Source organism: Syntrophales bacterium, assembly GCA_035363115.1.
Taxonomy (GTDB): Bacteria; Desulfobacterota; Syntrophia; order Syntrophales; family PHBD01; genus PHBD01.
The window spans coordinates 1098368-1115554 of record DAOSEM010000001.1 but is presented as its reverse complement, the minus strand read 5'-3'; the positions used below and the strand labels follow the sequence as shown (position 1 = coordinate 1115554).

General features: G+C 66.5%; 15 protein-coding genes. 10 read left to right on the top strand and 5 right to left on the bottom strand.

The window, feature by feature from the left end:
* The first annotated feature begins 124 nt into the window (after positions 1-124).
* From PLO63_04690 to PLO63_04645, 10 genes are all read left to right on the top strand, one after another.
* Entirely contained in the window at positions 125-511 is a 387-nt protein-coding gene (locus PLO63_04690) for a hypothetical protein (protein HOI73426.1), read from the top strand.
* A complete protein-coding gene (locus tag PLO63_04685) occupies positions 508-1167 on the top strand; it encodes a protein-L-isoaspartate(D-aspartate) O-methyltransferase (protein ID HOI73425.1) in 660 nt (219 codons plus the stop codon). The genes PLO63_04690 and PLO63_04685 overlap by 4 nt, the downstream gene beginning before the upstream one ends.
* A complete protein-coding gene (locus PLO63_04680) occupies positions 1127-2380 on the top strand; it encodes a peptidoglycan DD-metalloendopeptidase family protein (protein ID HOI73424.1) in 1254 nt (417 codons plus the stop codon). The genes PLO63_04685 and PLO63_04680 overlap by 41 nt, the downstream gene beginning before the upstream one ends.
* A gap of 42 nt (positions 2381-2422) precedes the next feature.
* A complete protein-coding gene (locus tag PLO63_04675) occupies positions 2423-3571 on the top strand; it encodes a radical SAM protein (protein ID HOI73423.1) in 1149 nt (382 codons plus the stop codon).
* Between the two features lie 75 nt (positions 3572-3646).
* Complete coding sequence (locus PLO63_04670; GenBank protein ID HOI73422.1) at positions 3647-4615, top strand: TAXI family TRAP transporter solute-binding subunit; 969 nt, start codon at positions 3647-3649, stop codon at positions 4613-4615.
* A gap of 47 nt (positions 4616-4662) precedes the next feature.
* Positions 4663-5133 carry a DUF1850 domain-containing protein gene (locus PLO63_04665; protein HOI73421.1) on the top strand — a complete coding sequence of 157 codons (471 nt, stop codon included), beginning with the start codon at positions 4663-4665 and terminating at the stop codon, positions 5131-5133.
* Between the two features lie 6 nt (positions 5134-5139).
* The gene (locus PLO63_04660; protein HOI73420.1) at positions 5140-7149 is read left to right on the top strand and encodes a TRAP transporter permease; all 2010 of its coding nucleotides are present in this window, start codon (positions 5140-5142) and stop codon (positions 7147-7149) included.
* A 49-nt stretch (positions 7150-7198) separates the two neighbouring features.
* Positions 7199-7549, top strand: coding sequence for a cupin domain-containing protein (locus PLO63_04655; GenBank protein ID HOI73419.1), 351 nt, complete (start codon positions 7199-7201; stop codon positions 7547-7549).
* Positions 7550-7796: 247 nt separating this feature from the next.
* Positions 7797-8852 (top strand): dihydrodipicolinate synthase family protein, encoded by a 1056-nt coding sequence (locus PLO63_04650; protein ID HOI73418.1) that lies wholly within the window; start codon positions 7797-7799, stop codon positions 8850-8852.
* Positions 8853-8906: 54 nt separating this feature from the next.
* Positions 8907-10772 carry an acyl-CoA dehydrogenase gene (locus PLO63_04645; protein HOI73417.1) on the top strand — a complete coding sequence of 622 codons (1866 nt, stop codon included), beginning with the start codon at positions 8907-8909 and terminating at the stop codon, positions 10770-10772.
* 1 nt (position 10773) lies between these two features.
* On the opposite strand, the gene PLO63_04640 is transcribed toward PLO63_04645, so the two are convergent.
* The 5 genes from PLO63_04640 to PLO63_04620 form a co-directional block, all read right to left on the bottom strand.
* Positions 10774-12333: an amidohydrolase gene (locus tag PLO63_04640; GenBank protein ID HOI73416.1), complete on the bottom strand. Its 1560-nt coding sequence runs from the start codon at positions 12331-12333 to the stop codon at positions 10774-10776.
* A 14-nt stretch (positions 12334-12347) separates the two neighbouring features.
* Complete coding sequence (locus PLO63_04635) at positions 12348-13649, bottom strand: glycerate kinase (GenBank protein HOI73415.1); 1302 nt, start codon at positions 13647-13649, stop codon at positions 12348-12350.
* On the bottom strand, positions 13646-14137 hold the full coding sequence (locus PLO63_04630) for a putative molybdenum carrier protein (protein HOI73414.1): 492 nt from the start codon (positions 14135-14137) through the stop codon (positions 13646-13648). The genes PLO63_04635 and PLO63_04630 overlap by 4 nt, the downstream gene beginning before the upstream one ends.
* Before the next feature lie 258 nt (positions 14138-14395).
* Positions 14396-15136, bottom strand: a complete 741-nt coding sequence (locus tag PLO63_04625; GenBank protein HOI73413.1) for an efflux RND transporter periplasmic adaptor subunit — start codon at positions 15134-15136, stop codon at positions 14396-14398.
* Positions 15137-15145: 9 nt separating this feature from the next.
* Entirely contained in the window at positions 15146-17152 is a 2007-nt protein-coding gene (locus PLO63_04620) for a preprotein translocase subunit SecA (protein ID HOI73412.1), read from the bottom strand.
* Positions 17153-17187 lie beyond the last annotated feature (35 nt).

Here is a 17187-nt window from a genome sequence, read left to right as displayed (position 1 = left end):
GGGGGGTGTAAAGGGGAACTTGCCGCGGGCCTTGGCGGAATGGGCTTTGGGGTTGAATTGAAGCGTCCGGCATGATAGTGGAAAACTGTTACCCCGGGGGGAGAATTCCGAAACGGACCGCCTCATGATCTCGACAAAAAAGACCGCCCAGGACATCCTGCAGGAAGAGCTCCTGAGAGAGCGGATCGCCGTTCTCACGCGGGCCAGCGACCGCCTGGCCGAGGCCCTCGAAAGCCTGAAGGTCATCGACACGGCCATCGGGGAGGAGATGGCCCTGCTCAAAGCCCCGGAAAACGATCCCGCGGAAGGCGGTCCTGCACACCGGCGACACCGGAAACTGGTCTCCGACATCAACGAAAAGATCGAGCAGTTCAATTCGGCCCGCGAATACGCGGAGATCCGCAAGTACTACCTCATCGTCACCCGCGAGGCCCTGGGCCTCCGCCGGCACCAGCGGATCGAGGAATTCTACCGCATTCCGCCGAAGAAGCGGCGCCTGGTCGACCGATGACGGATCTCTACCGGAAACAGCGACTGAAGATGGTGGAAACGCAGATCCGGGCCCGGGGCATCGAGGACCGGCGCCTCATGAAGGCCATGGAGACGGTCCCGCGCCATCTCTTCGTCGACGAGGCCATCATCAGCCAGGCCTACAACGACAGTCCCCTCCCCATCGATGAGCACCAGACCATCTCCCAGCCCTATATCGTGGCGCTCATGACGGAGGCCTTGGAGCTGACGGGGAAGGAAAAGGTGCTCGAGATCGGAACGGGATCGGGTTACCAGGCGGCGATCCTGGCGATGCTGGCGGACCATGTCTTTTCCATCGAGCGGATCCCCGCCCTGGCGACAAAGGCCCGGCGGCTCCTGGAGGGCTTGAATCTCTTCAATGTCGCCATCCGGGTGGCCGACGGCACCTACGGCTGGCGCGACGAGGCCCCCTTCGACGGGATCATCGTCACGGCCGGCGCGCCCGCGCTGCCGGAACCCCTGACCGCCCAGCTGGCCGTGGGGGGGCGGCTCGTCGTTCCCGTGGGGGGACGATTCACCCAGACGCTCATGAAGTACACCCGCCTTTCCGAGGACCCGAACGACCTGAAAAAGGAAAACCTGGGGGGATGCCGATTTGTGGACCTCATCGGAGACCACGGCTGGCAGGCATTCTGACGAAACCGCCGCCGGAACGTCATCCCGCCGGCTCCCCGGAACGGCTCTGTGCCGCATCCTGGCCGCGCTGGCAATCCTGCCGTTTTTCCTGTTTGCGATCATCCTACCCGGCCCGGCGGACGCCGCTCCCCGGACCCGCCCTGCTAAAGGCGTTTACCACCTGGTCAAGAAGGGCGAGACCCTGTCCGGAATCGCCAGGGCCTACGGCATCAACGCCGATGCGATCCGCGAGGCCAACGGCATGTCCCGGAAAGATCACCTGGAGGCCGACCGGGCGCTCTTCATCCCGGGGGCCAAAAAAATCATCGAGGACACCCGACCCCGGACGGCCCGGGACAAGCAGCCCGCCCAGGGAAAAGAGCGGACCGGACCGAAGCGGAGCACCGGGAAGACCGTAAAACCGGAGCCCGCCCCGGGAAAGGCCGCCGCGACCAAAGTTCGGGAGCAAACGGGAAAAGAGCCGAAAGAAAAGCCGGGCACCGGCCCGGCTGCCGCACCGGCAAAGGCCGCGGCGAAGGCCCCGGTCCGCGGGGAGGAAACGGGAGCCCCGGCGGGGCGGATCACCATCGCCGAGGGGCGGGTCTATGTCTCGGAGGCGGACCGCGAGAAGGCGGAGCAGGCCGCGGCAGAGGAGAAGAAGCGGGCCGCCGATGCCCTGAAGGCGTCCCGGGCCCGGGCGGAGGAGAAGGCCGACCGGGCCCGCGAGACAGCCGTCCGGCCAAAAGAAGATCCACCACGCAGCAAAACGCAGGCACCGGCCGCACCCGGCGGCAACGGAAAAGAGACGGCCGCGGCACCGGCCCGGACCGATGACGCGGAGCAGAAGACGGAAAAGCCGAAGCGCAAGAAGCTCCTGTGGCCGGTAAAGGGCAAGGTGATCACGCGCTTCGGTCCCCAGCCGAACGGCATGTATTCCAACGGCATCCGGATCACCGCCCGGGAAGGAGCGGCCGTTCTTTCCGCCGAGGAGGGGACCGTCATCTTCTCGGCCCCCCTGAAGGACTACGGAGAGACCATCATCCTCCGGCATGACGACGCGTATGCCACGGTCTACACAAACCTGGGAAGCCGCCAGGTGAATGCCGACGACAGGGTCCGGGCAGGGTCCCGGATCGGCTCGGTGGGGCGGGACCACCGGAGCGGCTCCGGCGCGCTTCACTTCGAAGTGCGCGTGAAGAACAAGGCCTGCAATCCCTTGCTTTTCCTCAATTGAGCACCCATATTACCGAAAAATAATCCCGCGGAGTTTTCCCTCATGAACGGAACCTTTGAACTGGGCCCCATCCGGCCTCCCAGCGAGGCAAAGAGCCTTCTCATCCGGCTGACCCGCAACTGTCCCTGGAACAAGTGCGCCTTCTGCCACACCTACCGGGGCACGAAATTCGAGCTCCGGTCCGTGGACGAGATCAAGCGCGACATCCGGACGATCCGGTCCATGGTCGACCGGATCACCGAGACCTCCTGGAAATACGGTCATGGCGGCCGGATCACCCAGTCGCTGGCGAACTACTTCTTCGAGTCCGACGAGGACGGCTCCGAGGGCATCCGCTCCGTCGTCGCCTGGCTCTACTTCGGCGGCGAGTCGGTCTTCCTGCAGGACGCCAACTCCATCATCATGAAGACCGACGACCTCGTTGACGTACTGAATTTCATCCGGGAACAGTTCCCCTGGGTCAAGCGGATCACCTCCTACTGCCGGTCCAAGACGGCGGCCCGCAAGAGCGTGGAGGATCTCACGCGGCTGAAGGAGGCGGGCCTCTCCCGGATTCACATCGGGCTGGAGAGCGGGTACGATCCGGTCCTGGAGTTCATCAAGAAGGGCGCCACCGCCGCCGACCACATCCAGGGCGGCAGGAACGTCGTGGCCGCGGGAATCTCGCTCTCGGAATACGTCATCCCCGGTCTCGGGGGCGACCGCTGGTCCAACGAACACGCCGTCGAGACGGCGAAGGTGCTCAACGCCATCAACCCCGACTTCATCCGCCTCCGGACCCTCCAGGTCGTCCCGGGAACGGATCTGTACACCATGCGCCAGAACGGGGAATTCCGCCCTCTCCCGGACGAGGAGATCCTCAAGGAGATCCGGCTCTTCATCGAGACGCTCGACGGTATCACCTCCACCGTGGTGAGCGACCACATCCTCAACCTCCTGGAGGAGCTGGAGGGAAAGCTGCCGGAGGACAAGCCGAAGCTCCTGGCAACGATCGACCGGTTCTTCGCCCTTCCCGACCGGGACCGGCTCATTTACCGCCTCGGCCGGCGCAAGGGGATCTACCGCCGGCTCGGCGACCTTTCCGATGCGTACACCTACAACCACCTCGGAGGGATCATCGACTCCTACTCGGACCAGGGCAACGGCGCGATGGACCGGGACCTGACCAGGATCATGCAGCAGTACATCTGAGCCCGCCCGAAAAAGTCTCGACATATTGGAATACGAACGATATTGAAGGTGGACCAAAACGACGGAGGTGGAATCATGAAGAGAGCTTTCCTTTGCATCGCGGCCTTCATGCTGGTCCTGGCGCTGGTCCCCGGCGGTGAAGCCCTGGCACAGAAGAAAACCTTCCTTACCCTCTCGTCGGGAAGCCCCGGCGGCGCTTACTATCCCCTCGGCGGCGGCATGGCCGTCATCATCGAAAAGACCGTGGAGGGGTTCCGCTGTGCCTCGGAATCCACGGGAGCCTCCGTCGAGAACACCCGTCTCGTCGGTGGCGGCGAGTCCGACATGGGCATGGTGATGGGCAGCATCGCCTACAACGCCACCCTCGGCAAGGATCCCTTCAAGCAGAAATACCCACTCGTGGCCCTCTTCCAGATGTACCCGGCACCGGAGCACATCGTGACGACGAAGCAGTCGGGAATCCGATCCATCAAGGACCTGAAGGGGAAGAAGGTCTCCATCGACGTCCCCGGCAGCGGCTGCGCCAACATGGCGAAGGCCATCCTCGAAGAGTACGGTTTCAGGCTCAACAAGGACATCACCATCGCCAACCTCTCGCAGAACGAATCCGTCCAGGCCCTGAAGGACGGCGTCGTGGACGCCGTGTTCTTCAACTTCGCCTACCCCGGCGCCGCGGTCCTGGACCTGGCCTCCTCCCGGGACATCGTCCTGATCCCCATCGAGCGGCCCATGGCGGACAAGATCGTCAAGAAATACCCCTATTACATCAAGATCCCCATCCCGGCGAAGACCTATCCCGGACAGGACAAGGAAATCCTCTGCCTCGGCGACTCCAACGTCCTCGTGGCGAACAGGAAGATGTCCGACGACGTGGCGTACAAGGTCACCAAGGCCATCTTCAGCAACGTCAAGACAGGCAAATTCGCCCTCGTCAACATCCATCCGGTTGCCGCGCAGCTGACGCCGGCCAACGCCGTCAACAGCCCGATCCCGCTGCATCCGGGCGCGATCCGCTACTTCCGGGAAGTCAAGGCGCTGAAATAGGGATATCCCGCCCGGCCGGTGTCCATCCGGCCGGGCCTTTTCCACCGATGAAGCGGACGACGACATGGCTTCTGGCGGCGGTCCTGCTGCTGTCCGTCTTCCGGGCGGCGGAGGGTGCGGATTCCCTTTTCCTCCAGATCCTTCGCCACCCGGACGGCGGCCTGCTCCGGGAAATCCCCGTCAGGCCGGGTGACGTCTTTCGCCTTGAGTACATCCACTCTTCCGACGGGACGCCCGTCCTGGACCTTTTCCGGGTCGGGGACGACGGGGGCTTTGTCCTTGTGGAGGAGGAGTACGAATGGTACGGCGCGGGGCTGGAATCGCACCCGCAGGCCAAAATTTCCTTCCGGGGAGACCGGACACGTGTGACGGTGAACCGGCCTTTCCGGGAGCTTCTGCTCCGGGTCGGCCGCGTCTCCCGCCAGGAGATTCGGGCGGGCGGCGGCAGGATCGTCCTGGCGGAGATCGCGCCGGGAGGAAGCCTGATCCGGATCCGGATCGTCCGACGTGGGGCGTGAGATCGCATGCCGGAAATCGAAAAGACCCTCCAGCGGGAATTCGAGGAAGAAAAACAGCGCGGCCAGGAGATCCTCGAGAAATTCGAGCGGGTGCGCACGTACCGGGGTGCCGCGAAGATGCTGCTCTCCGTTTTTGCCGTCGCGGCCAGCCTCTACCACCTCTTTTACGCCTACGCCCACCCCTTCTTCGCCCTGGACCACCGGGTTCTCCACTGGTTCTTCATGTCGGTCCTGGTGTTCGCCCTGTACCCCCTCTCGAAGAAGCGCTCTCCCTGGAACCGCATGTCGATCCTCGACGGGGTCTTCCTGATCGCCTCGGCGGCCATCTGCATCTGGATCTTCCTCTACTCGACGCCGATCATGAACCGGGCCGGTACCTACGAGACCCTGGACGTGGTCATGGGGAGCCTGATGGTCCTGATCGTCCTGGAGGCCGCGCGGCGGTCCACGGGACTGGCCGTCACGCTGATCGCCGTGTTCTTCCTCCTTTATGCCCTGTTGGGGCCCTGGCTGCCCGATTTCATCTCCCACAAGGGATACAGCATCAAGCGCCTCTCGACCTATCTCGCCCTGTCCACGGACGGCATTTTCGGCGTGCCCGTCGGGGTGTCTGCCAACTTCATCCTCCTCTTCATCCTCTACGGGACCCTGCTGCGCAAGACAGGGGCGGGGGAGTTCTTCACGGACGTCGCCTTCGCCCTCACGGGGAGGACGAGGGGAGGACCCGCCAAGGCGGCGGTCATTTCGTCCACGTTTTTCGGGATGATCTCGGGAAGCTCCGTGGCCAACACGGTGACCACGGGTTCCTTCACGATCCCCCTGATGAAGCGGACGGGCTATCCCGCCCACTTCGCCGCGGGCGTCGAGGCCTCGGCCTCCACGATGGGCCAGATCATGCCGCCCGTCATGGGCGCGGCGGCCTTCATCATGGCCGAGTTCCTGGCGATCCCCTACTTCAAGGTCTGCGTCGCCGCCTTCATCCCCGCCGCGCTGGCCTTCTTCGCCACGTTCATGCAGGTCCACTTCCGGGCCGTCTCCCTCGGCCTCAAGGGCCTGGACAAATCGGAGCTCCCCGGCATCCGCGGCGCCTTCGCACGGGGCTGGCATCACCTGTTTTCCATCGGCGCCCTCATCTACTTCCTCATGGAAGACTACTCCCCCGAGCGGGCAGTCTTCTGGGCCATCGCCGTGACGGTCCTGACCTCGTTTCTCATGGCCGTCGTCCGGAAGGAATCCCTGAAGGCCTTCGGGGTCGGAATCCTGGAGGCCCTGCGCGACGGGGCCGTGGGCTCCGTCCAGGTCGCCGCCGCCTGCGCCGCGGCGGGCATCATCATCGGCAGCATCACCATGACGGGACTGGGCCTGAAGTTCTCGTCCCTCGTCATCGACGCCTCCCAGGGCTACCTGTTCCTTGCCCTGCCCTTCACGATGATCGCCTGCCTGTTCCTGGGCATGGGCGTGCCGACGACGGCCCAGTACATCATCATCACGTCGCTGGTAGCCCCGGCTCTCGTCGACATGGGTGTCCTGGCCATCGCCGCCCACCTGTTCATCCTCTACTTCGGCACGAGGGCCGACATCACACCGCCGGTCGCCCTGGCGGCCTACGCGGGCGCGGGAATCGCCCGGTCGGACCCCTGGAAGACGGGGCTGGCGGCCTTCCAGCTCGGCATCGCCGGTTTCATCATCCCCTTCATGTTCGTCTACGCCCCGGAGCTCCTGATGATCGGCCACTGGCCGGGCATCTTCCTGGCCGTCTGCACGGCGGCCTTCGGAATCGTCTGCCTGGCCGCCTCGGTGCAGCGGTGCCTGCTCATCCGGGCGACCTGGCCCGAAACGGTCGCCCTGATGGCGGCGGCACTCCTCCTGATCAAGCCCGGCTGGATAACCGACCTGACCGGCATCGCCCTCTTTGCGCTGGCGTTTCTCTCCCAGTTTCTGCGAAAGAAGAAGGGCGGCCCGGAACCCCCGGCCGGAGGAACCGGCCAGGCCGATCGGGCCGTCGCCGGCGAATGATCCGGCGCCGCACCATGTCAACATCATCCGGTATGACAGGAGGAAGGCCATGAAAATTACCCGTCTCGACCAGCTGGAGAAGAACCCCATGGCGATGGAGGGGGTCAAGGACGTCTGGAAGCAGGTTCCCCTGGGAAAGGCCGACGGAGTTCCGGTGTTCTCGTTCCGGGTCTTCACCATCCTGCCCGGCGGGCACACGCCCTACCACACCCACCCCTTCGAGCACATGAACTACTTCATCGAGGGGGAAGGGGCCGTCGTCCTGGAGAGCGGCGAGGAACGGCCCGTGAAGAAGGGAGACTTCGTCCTCGTTCTCCCCGGGGAGAAGCACCGCTACAGGAACACCGCCCCGGACGCGCCGCTCGTCATGATCTGCGCCGTGCCGAAGGAGTACGAGTAGCCCCGTGACATCCCCCCGCGCCACGAACGGCCCACCATCCGCGGGGGCGCGGCCGGGGGGTCCCAGAGGAGCAATCAGGAAGCGTTTCCATCTCCGGGGCTCCGGTTCAACAGCGGTAACACCTGGAAACGCTTCCGCGACGGCGGGAGCCCCCGTGACAGCCCCCGCGCCTCGAACGGCTCGCCAGACGCGGGGGCGCGGCCGGGGTGTCACAGGCAATCACCCATTCTGAACTGGAGGACAACCGATGAAGACCGTTCCGGAAACTCGGCAGGCCTGGATGCGGGGCCTGTTTCCCGGGGGGATCCCCCGCCTGTGGTGCCCCCTTCTCACCCACTACGGCCCGGACGGCTCCATCGACTTCGGCCGCATGGAGGCCCACCTGGACGCAATCTCTCCCTGGATCGGGGGGTACCTGATCCCCGGCTCGACGGGAGACGGCTGGGAACTGGACGAGGAGGAGACGCTCCGGGTGACGGAGTTCGCCCTGTCCCAGGCCCGCCGGCGCGGCTCCCGCCTCCTCATCGGCGTGCTGCGCGGGAAAACGGAGGACGTGCTGCGCACCCTGTCGGGTCTGCTGAAGATCACGGGCCGGCCGGCCGGGAAAGCCGGAGAAGAGAAAACAATCCGCGGCTGGGCGGACCGCGGCATTGCCGGCTTCACCGTCTGCCCTCCCGCCGGCAATTCCCTCACACAGGCGGAGATCGAGGCGGGCCTCACGGCGGTCCTCGACCTCGGCCTCCCGACGGCCCTGTACCAGCTTCCCCAGGTAACGGAAAGCGAGACCGCGCCGGAGACCTTCGCCCGCCTCGCGGCAAAATATCCCCGCCTCGTCTTCTTCAAGGACTCCAGCGGCGCGGACCGGATCGCTGCCTCCGCCGTCGACAAGGGTGGGGTTTTCCTCGTCCGGGGCGCCGAGGGGGACTACGCCCGGTGGCTCCGGGAAGCCGGCGGTCCCTATGACGGCTTCCTCCTCAGCACGGCCAACTGCTTCGCACGCGAATTGAGCGAGGTGGTCAAAGGAATGGAAACGGATGACGAGCGGACCGCCGTGATGCTTTCCCGGCGCCTGACGGACACGATCAACGAGGTCTTCACCCTCGTCCGGCCGCTTCCGTGGGGCAACGCCTTCACCAACGCCAACAAGGCCATGGACCATTTCCTGGCCTTCGGTCCCGCGGCGGACCTCGGGCGTGGCCCGATGCTGCACGCGAGGGAGCGCATCCCCGGAGACGTCCTGGCGGCAACCCGGGAGGTCCTCCGGCGCCAGGCCCTGCTGCCCGTGAAGGGCTACCTGGCATGAACGGACAAAACGAACGGGCAGTTCATTCCTGCATCACGAAAGGAGAATGAGGATATGTCGGGTGTGATCGTCGACGAGCGGGACCAGCGGTTCGTGCTCTACGAGATGCTGGGCATCGATTCCCTGTTCCGGACGGAGCGCTACGGCGCCTTCTCCCGGGACCTCTTCGACATGGCCCTGAAGGAGGCGGAGAAGTACGGCACGGAGGTCCTCTTCCCGACGCTCCGCGAGGGTGACCGGGTGGGGTGCCGCCTGGAGAACGGAAGCGTGTCCGTGCCGCCGGGATTCCGCCGCTGCTATGAGCTCTACCGGGACGGGGGCTGGATCAGCATGATCGCCTCCCCCGAGGCGGGCGGCCAGGGCTTTCCGCTGGTCATGGAGGTGGCCGCCAAGGAGTGGTTCGTCCACAACGACGCTTTCCTCTCCTACCCCTACCTCACGCAGGGGGCGGCCCACCTGATCGAGGTCTACGGAACGGACGACCAGAAGCGGCGCTACATGGACAAGATGTACGCCGGAATCTGGGCCGGCACCATGTGCCTCACCGAGGCCGACGCGGGGAGCGACGTGGGCAACATCAAGACGAAGGCCTTCCGCCAGCCCGACGGGACGTTCCGCATCCAGGGGACCAAGCAGTTCATCACCAGCGGGGACCACGACCTGACGGAGAACATCATCCACCCGGTGCTTGCCCGCATCGAGGGGGACCCGCCCGGGACGGGGGGCATCTCCATCTTCCTCGTCCCCAAGTTCCTGGTGAACGGCGACGGCACCCCGGGGCGGCGGAACGACTACGCCGTCACCGCCATCGAGGAGAAGATGGGCCTCCACGGAAGCGCCACCTGCGTCCTGTCCTTCGGCGACGAGGGGAACTGTTATGCGGAGCTCCTGGGCGAGGAGCGGCAGGGCATGAAGGTCATGTTCCAGCTCATGAACGAGGCCCGCATCGGCGTCGGCCTCCAGTCCCTGGCAGTCTCGTCCGCCGCCTATCTCCATGCCGTCCGCTACGCCCGGGAGAGGCTACAGGGCTCGGCCCTGGAGGAGATGAAAAACCCCGAGGCCCCCCGGGTCCCCATCCTCCGCCACGCCGACGTGCGGCGCATGCTCCTGTGGATGAAGGCCCACGTGGAGGGGATCCGCATGCTCGTCTACTTCACGGCCCTCCTGGCCGACCGGGTCCGGTCCGACCCCGACGAGGCGGCCCGGGAGAGCGGACGGGGCATGATCGAGGTCCTGACGCCGATCTGCAAGGCCTACTGCTCCGACTCGGCCTTCCGGGTCACCGAGACGGCGGTCCAGGTCTACGGAGGCTACGGGTTCTGCTCCGAGTACCCCGTCGAGCAGTTCATGCGGGACCTCAAGATCGCCTCCATCTGGGAGGGCACCAACGGCATCCAGGCGCTGGACCTGGTGGGGCGGAAGCTCGGCATGAAGAAGGGCCTCTATTTCATGAGCCTCCTCGGGGAGATGTCGAAGACTGTCGGGGAATGCCGGAACCACGAAACGCTTGGGGACCTGGCGGCGGACGTCCAGGAGGCGGCGAACCTGCTGGCGGAGCTTGCGATGTTCTTCGCCTCCTCGGCCAGGGCGGGAAAGTTCATGATCCCCGTGGGCAACGCCTACCCGTTCCTGATGCTGATGGGAAAGGTGGTCCTGGGGTGGCTTCTGCTCTGGGGCGCCGGCGTGGCGGAGAAGAGCCTGGCGGCGCTGGCCGTGGCGGCGGGAGTAAATGCATCGGACCCGGCCGCACGGTCCGCCTGGATCGACGGCGACGCGGAAGCGTCCTTCTATGCCGGGAAAATCGCGGCGGCCCGCTATTTCATCAAGCACGTCCTGCCGGAGGCCGGCGCCACGGCGAAGGCGATCCGGAGCGAGGACCTGTCGATGCTGGACATCCCCGACGGCGGCTTCGCCCGCTGACTCAGCCCTTCCCTCCGAGGGCCCCCAGGAGGAGATCCAGGGGGCCCCGGATCTTCCTTTCAAAGGGCTTCCCCCTCAGGTACAGGCCCGTCACCCCGATGTCCCGGAGCCTCTCCGCCGGCGTCTCCAGCAGGTTCGCGCCGAGGAGAGCGAAGTCGGCGAGCTTTCCCTCCGTCAGGGTCCCCCGCTTCTCCTCGTCGAAGGACAGCCGGGCGGCCCGGCTCGTGTGCATCCGGAGCGCGTCGAGAACAGAGACGCGCTCCGCCGGGTTCGGGTGGTTGCAGGCGGCGTGGATGCCCGCCATGGGGTCCGGCAGGGTGCAGGGGGCGTCGGAGCCGGCGGCCACGGTAAGGCCGCGGTCGAGCATGCTCTTCAGGGGAATCAGGCTGTCGGCCCGGTCCCCCAGGATGCGCTCCAGGTATTCCATGGGCTCCTGCTTCCAGTCCAGGAAGGCGGGCTGGACGGCGAGGCAGAGTCCCAGCCGGGCGGCCCGGTCCAGGAGGGGCTCCGGGATGAGGTCCGCGTGGATCACGATGTGGCGGTGATCCGTCCTCGGGAAGTCCGCCAGGGCCGCCTCGAAGGCGTGGACGGCCTGCTCGACGGCGGCGTCGCCGATGGCGTGGAGGGCCACCTGGAGGCCCGCCCGGTTCGCCTCCCTGACGAAGGCATCAACGCGGTCCTGGTCGTAGAACAGGACGCCCCGATTGCCCGTGCCGTTCGAGTACGGCTCCCGGAGGGCCGCGTCCTCGGAGCCGAAACAGCCGTCCAGGGCCGTGGCGAAGCAGCCGCCGATGCGCGGCAGCTTCCGGCGGAGGGCCTTTTTGACCTCCAGCGTCTGGAAGAAGACCGTGTAATCCAGGGGGAGCCCCCGGGCGGCAAGGCGCATCAGGTCGACGTCGAGATCGAGGGGAAACCCGACGCCCTCGGAGGTGTGGGCGAAGCCGATCCCCTTTTCGGCGAGGGCGTCGTTCCCGCCGATGAGGTTCCGGAAGAGCTGAAGCGGCGAGACAGACTTCGTGATGGCGTTCACGCCCTCGTAAAAGGCCTCCTGGAAGAGCCATCCGTCCTCCCCCTCGAAGCCGGGCCTTCTGGCTACGGCAGGGGGGAGTTTCGCCAGGAGCGCTGAGTTGGCCATGGCCGCGTGGCCGTCGTACTTCACGATGAGGAGCGGCCGGGAGGTGACGGTGTCGAGATCGCGCCGGTTCGGCAGCCGCCGCTCCTCCACCGTGTGGGCGGAGGAGCCGAAGGCCAGGATGACCTTTTCCCGCGGGTTGGCCTCCCCGTAGGCGCGGACGGCCTCGCCCAGCTCGGAGAAGTTCCGGGCGTCGCGGACGTCCAGGGTTGCCTGGAACAGGGCGTAGGAGGCGAAGTGGAGGTGCGTGTCCCCGAAGGCGGGAACGGCGCAGGCTCCCCCGAGATCGACCCGGGACGGTACATCGCGGTACATCCCCGGGACCTCGTCGCCGGTGAAGAGGATCCGGCCGCCGTCCTCGACAAGAACGGAAAAGACGCGGTTTTCGTCCTCGCAGGAGACAAAGACGCCGTTTTCGAAGCACTGCATGGCATCCTCCTTTCCTAACGGAGAAGCAGGATCTGGATGTCCATGACGTTGGTGCCGGTCGGCCCCGTCACCAGGAGCCCTCCGGCCTTTTTGAAAAAATGATAAGAGTCGTTGTTCCCGAGGAAGGCCTCCGGATCGAGCCCGGCCCGGCGGGCCTCGACGGCGGTATTCCCGTCCGCAAAGGCCCCGGCCGCGTCGGTGGGACCGTCCGTTCCGTCCGTGCCGGCGGAGAGGAGCGTGATCCCGTCCAGCCCCTCGATTTCGAGGGCGAAGGCCAGGGCCAGCTCCGTATTGCGCCCGCCGGTTCCGTTTCCCCTCACCGTCACGGTGGTCTCCCCGCCGGAGATCAGGCAGAGGGGCCGGCCGCCGCCCGTCCTTCCGGAGCGGGCCTCCCGGGCCTTCCCCGCCAGCAGGCGGGCCGCGTCCCGGGCCTCGCCCCGCAGCTCCGACGTCAGGACAACCACCTCGTAGCCCATCTCCCGGGCCTTCTCCTGCGCGGCTTCCAGGGCCAGCCGGTTGCTCCCGACAATGACGTTTTCCACCCGTTCGAAGAGGGGCGATCCCGGCTTGGGCGTCTCGGGGATCTCCCCCAGGGCCCCCCGCTCCAGTGTCCGGAGAACACTGCCGGGGACCCGCCCGGCAAGACGGTAACGCTCAAGGACCCGAAGGGCTTCGCCGTAGGTGGTTTCGTCGGGTGCCGTCGGACCGGAGGCGATGGAGTCCAGCCGGTCGCCGATCACGTCGGAGAGGATCAGTGACATCACACCGGCGGGTGCGGCATCCTCCGCGAGGCGCCCCCCCTTCACCCGGGACACGTGCTTCCGCACGGTGTTCAGCTCCACGATGTCCGCCCCGGCATCGAGCAGGAGCCGGGTCATCTCCTGTTTCTCCCCGAGGGTGACACCTTCGCAAGGCGCAGCCAGGAGGGCCGAGCCGCCGCCGGAGACGAGGCAGGTAACCAGGGTGTCCGCCCCGGCGGAGCGGGCGAGATCGACGGCCCGGACCGTCGCCGACACCCCGTTTTCATCCGGCACGGGATGGCCCGCCTCGAAGACGGCGATCCGCTCCGGCAGAACGGTGCCGGAGGCATGGCCGTATTTCGTGACGACGATTCCCGGGGCATCACAGCCGGGCAGGCTTTCCAGGAGACCCCGCGTCATGGCGCAGGCGGCTTTCCCGAAGGCGACGACGGCCAGCCTCCCGCAGCGCTCCTCCCGGAGACGGGCCTCGACCCGGCCGGCATGACGGCGGACGCACTCGAACGGGTCCACCGCCCGGAGGGCTGCACGGAAAATGTCCTGAGCGTCGCTCTTCATGTCCCGTCTCCCATTGCCGCCCTTCCGGACCCGGCAAAGACCGCCTCCAGGACCCCTCGCACCGCCTTGTAGATCTCCGGGTCCTGGCTGGCCCGGGGGCCGGCGACGTTCAGGACGCCGATCGACCGGTCGCGGATCCAGCCCCGGATCCTCTCGGCGGCCTCCTCCACGGACCCGCGGTCCAGGTCGGCATGCATCCAGGAACGGCCGTGGCGCTCCGCCAGCTCCTTCGTCAGGAGCGAGCCGCCTTTCAGGCTTCCCCTCGATATGATCAGGGTTCCATCGGCCAGGAGGACGTTCTTTTCCGTCCGCTCCGCGTAGGCGCCCGAGGCCGTTTCCTGCAGGCGATACCGATCCGGAAGCGGCCCGGCCTCGGTCTTCCTGCCACGGGGAACCCATCCCCCGTGGGGAATGCCCCGCTGGATGGCGAAATCCAGGGCGGCCCGGTCGGCACCGGTCTGGCCGCCGGAGATGAGGCGGGTGATCATGATTTTCTCATGGGGGCGCCGCGCAACGCGGCATCCGGGCTTTTTCCACGTCGTCTTCGGGCTGTTCAAAAATGGTCGGATGCAAGGCGCCCGAAGTCCCGAGCCGTGAGTCGATCCATCAAGGACAGCCGGGACGACCCCGCAAAAAGCCCGCAGGCAAGGCGCGCAAGCCCCGAGGAGCGAGGCGTACTCTGTCCGTACGCCGCAGCGACGAGGGGTGCCGCGCAACGCAGCATCCGGGCTTTTTCCGGGGTCGCCTCAGCGGCCGTATATTCTGACGCGACAATTCAACCCCGCCGGAATCGCATGCTTCGGATTGGGCAGCTCCACGCGGATGCCGAAGGTGCCGCTGGCGGCGTCGATCACGGGATCGACGACGACCACCTTGCCGCGGTAGACGCTGCCCGCGGGCTTCTCCGGCCGGACCTCCGCCGACATGCCCTTCCGGATCGATCCGTACAGTCCGGCTGGTGCGATGATCTCGACGTTGATCGGATCCACGCGGGCGATGGTCATGATGGCCCCCTCACCGACATACTCGCCGGGACTGAGGGTCCGCTTCACCACGACGCCGTCGACGGGGCTGAGGATGATGCGCAGCTTGTACTTCTCCGTCGCCTCCTGGTACTGCAGCTCCATGATCCTGAGTTCCGTCTCCATCTCGTCCTTCTCGTGGATCGAGATGAGCTGCTTCTGGTAGAGGTCCTTGTTCCGCTCGAGCTTCCGCTTCGCGAACTCATAGCGCTGCTGCGCCAGTTCCGCCTGGGCCTTCTCCACCCCCGCCTTCAGCCGCACGAGAACCTGGCCCTTGGTAATGCGGTCCCCCCGCTCGACCGCAAATTCCTCGATAATGCCGGGCACCTGGCTGCTGACCGCGATATCCTCGCTCGGTTCGAGGATGCCCCTCAAATCCGCCGCCGCCGCCGCACCGGCAAAGAGGCCCAGGCATGCCGCGGCCACGATCGCCGCCTCCCATCCCCATCGGGATACTTTTTTCATAAGACGCCTTCACTCCGTTTTCCCGGAGAACGACAGGGTGTCTCCCCGTTCTTCGTCATATTTCAGGAGCCGCTTCCGGACACCCGCATGGGCCCTCTCGACCTTCTTCTGCGCCTGCCGGATCGCCAGTTTCCCGACGGCTTCCCCTATAGCATATCCGTGTTTTCTCAACCACCCCCCCAGCCGGCCCAGCGCCGCCCGGGCCCCTTCGCTGACCAGCGGATCCTCCAGCGAAAGAAAGGCCTCGCAGGTCCCCGGATCGCCCTGCCTCCCGCAGCGTCCCGCCAGCTGACGGTCGATGCGTCCCGCCTCGTGGCGCTCCGTCATGATGACGTAGAGGCCGCCCCGCTCGGCAACCCCCGGCGCCAGGAGGATGTCCGTCCCCCGGCCCGCCATGTTGGTGGCGATGGTGATGCGCCCCGGCTCTCCGGCCCGGGCGATGATCTCCGCCTCCTCCTTGTCCTGCTTGGCGTTGAGAACCTGGTGAGGCAGCCCCGCCTCTGCCAGCAGGCGGCTCAGGTGCTCGGACGCCGCGACGGTCCTCGTCCCGACGAGGACGGGGAGCTCCCCGGCGTGAAGCTCCGCGATCCTGCCCGCCACGGCCCGCCACTTCAGGTCCTGGGTGGCGAAGATCCGGTCGGGCTCGATGCGCCTCCGGACGGGCCGGTTTGTCGGGATGCGGGCGAAGGGCAGGCCGTAGACGGACCACAGCTCCCGCCGCACCTCTTTCGCCGTCCCGGTCATTCCGGAGATCTTGAGGTAGCGACGGAAGAAACGCTGGTAGCTGATCCGCGCCACGGTCTCCCGCTGCCCCGTGATTTTGCACCCCTCCTTCGCCTCGATGAGCTGGTGGAGCCCCCCTTCCCAGGAGCGGTCCGGCATGACCCGCCCCGTGAATTCGTCGATGATCTGGACCTTGCCGTCCCGGACGATGTACTGCTCGTCGCGGCGATACAGGTGCAGCGCGGTGAGGGCTTTCATGACCAGCTCCTCCCGCCGGACGGAGCTTCTCCACAGGGTCCCCATGGAATCGGCGGCCCGGTGGATCGATTCCTTCGCGGCCTCGGTCATGGCGAGGGTCCGCATCCCGTCGTCGGCCTCGTAGTGGATGCGATAATCCCGTCCCTCCTCCATGCCGCCGGCGATCTCGAGAGCCTGCCGCAGGGCGGCCTGCATGTCTTCCGAGGTCTCCGTCCTGGAGATGATGAGGGGCGTCCGGGCCTCGTCCACCAGCACGCTGTCCGCTTCATCGACGATGGCATAATGCAGGCCCCGGAGCAGGAGTCGGCTGTTTTTCCCCCGCCGGTCGTAGAGGTGCTCGGCGTGCAGCCGATACGGGTCCATTCGGTCGCCCAGGGCGATCCGGTCCCGGAGGTAATCGAAGACGATCTCCTTGTTGGTGCAGTAGACGATGTCGCAGCCGTAGGCGCGGCGCCGCTGGGCAGGAGTCTTGTCGTGGATGATGCAGTCGATCGAGAGGCCCAGGAAGCGGTACACCTCCCCCATCCGCTCCGCGTCCCGGGCGGTGAGATAATCGTTGACCGTGATCACGTGGACGGGAAGGCCCGCCATGGCTACCGTGGCGGCCGGCAGGGTCGCGACGAGGGTCTTGCCCTCCCCCGTGTCCATCTCGGCGAGAAATCCCTGGAGCAGGGCATAGCCGCCGGCCACCTGGCAGTCGAAGGGGCGCATTCCCAGGATTCTCGCATCGGCCTCGCGGATCAGCGCAAACGTCTCCGCGATGAGGTCGTCCTGGAAGCCCTCCCGCCGGAGCCTCATCTTCAGGGACTGGGCCCGCTCCCGGAGCTCCACGTCCGACCCGCTCCGCATCGCCTGGTCGTGCCGGCCGACCCGCTCCGTGATCTCCTTTAGCCCGCTCGTGCGGACGCGCGCGGGACCGAGAAAGCGGCCCGCCAGGTCCCAGGCGGCGCGGTCGAGCAGTGTCCTCCTCCGCTCCCGGCGCTCCGGGCGGTGAAAGTAGTCCGCTACCGGCCAATCCTTGACGTCCCTGCCCATGGTGGATGCTTCCGTTCTCCCGCCGTGCGACGCCG

What these genes read in the sequence shown, in the direction of transcription:
- PLO63_04690 (HOI73426.1), top strand. Translation starts at nt 125, where the DNA reads ATGATCTCGACAAAAAAGACCGCCCAGGACATCCTGCAGGAAGAGCTC.
- PLO63_04685 (HOI73425.1), top strand. Translation starts at nt 508, where the DNA reads ATGACGGATCTCTACCGGAAACAGCGACTGAAGATGGTGGAAACGCAG.
- PLO63_04675 (HOI73423.1), top strand. Translation starts at nt 2,423, where the DNA reads ATGAACGGAACCTTTGAACTGGGCCCCATCCGGCCTCCCAGCGAGGCA.
- PLO63_04670 (HOI73422.1), top strand. Translation starts at nt 3,647, where the DNA reads ATGAAGAGAGCTTTCCTTTGCATCGCGGCCTTCATGCTGGTCCTGGCG.
- PLO63_04665 (HOI73421.1), top strand. Translation starts at nt 4,663, where the DNA reads ATGAAGCGGACGACGACATGGCTTCTGGCGGCGGTCCTGCTGCTGTCC.
- PLO63_04660 (HOI73420.1), top strand. Translation starts at nt 5,140, where the DNA reads ATGCCGGAAATCGAAAAGACCCTCCAGCGGGAATTCGAGGAAGAAAAA.
- PLO63_04655 (HOI73419.1), top strand. Translation starts at nt 7,199, where the DNA reads ATGAAAATTACCCGTCTCGACCAGCTGGAGAAGAACCCCATGGCGATG.
- PLO63_04650 (HOI73418.1), top strand. Translation starts at nt 7,797, where the DNA reads ATGAAGACCGTTCCGGAAACTCGGCAGGCCTGGATGCGGGGCCTGTTT.
- PLO63_04645 (HOI73417.1), top strand. Translation starts at nt 8,907, where the DNA reads ATGTCGGGTGTGATCGTCGACGAGCGGGACCAGCGGTTCGTGCTCTAC.
- PLO63_04640 (HOI73416.1), bottom strand. Translation starts at nt 12,333, where the DNA reads ATGCAGTGCTTCGAAAACGGCGTCTTTGTCTCCTGCGAGGACGAAAAC.
- PLO63_04635 (HOI73415.1), bottom strand. Translation starts at nt 13,649, where the DNA reads ATGAAGAGCGACGCTCAGGACATTTTCCGTGCAGCCCTCCGGGCGGTG.
- PLO63_04630 (HOI73414.1), bottom strand. Translation starts at nt 14,137, where the DNA reads ATGATCACCCGCCTCATCTCCGGCGGCCAGACCGGTGCCGACCGGGCC.
- PLO63_04625 (HOI73413.1), bottom strand. Translation starts at nt 15,136, where the DNA reads ATGAAAAAAGTATCCCGATGGGGATGGGAGGCGGCGATCGTGGCCGCG.
- PLO63_04620 (HOI73412.1), bottom strand. Translation starts at nt 17,152, where the DNA reads ATGGGCAGGGACGTCAAGGATTGGCCGGTAGCGGACTACTTTCACCGC.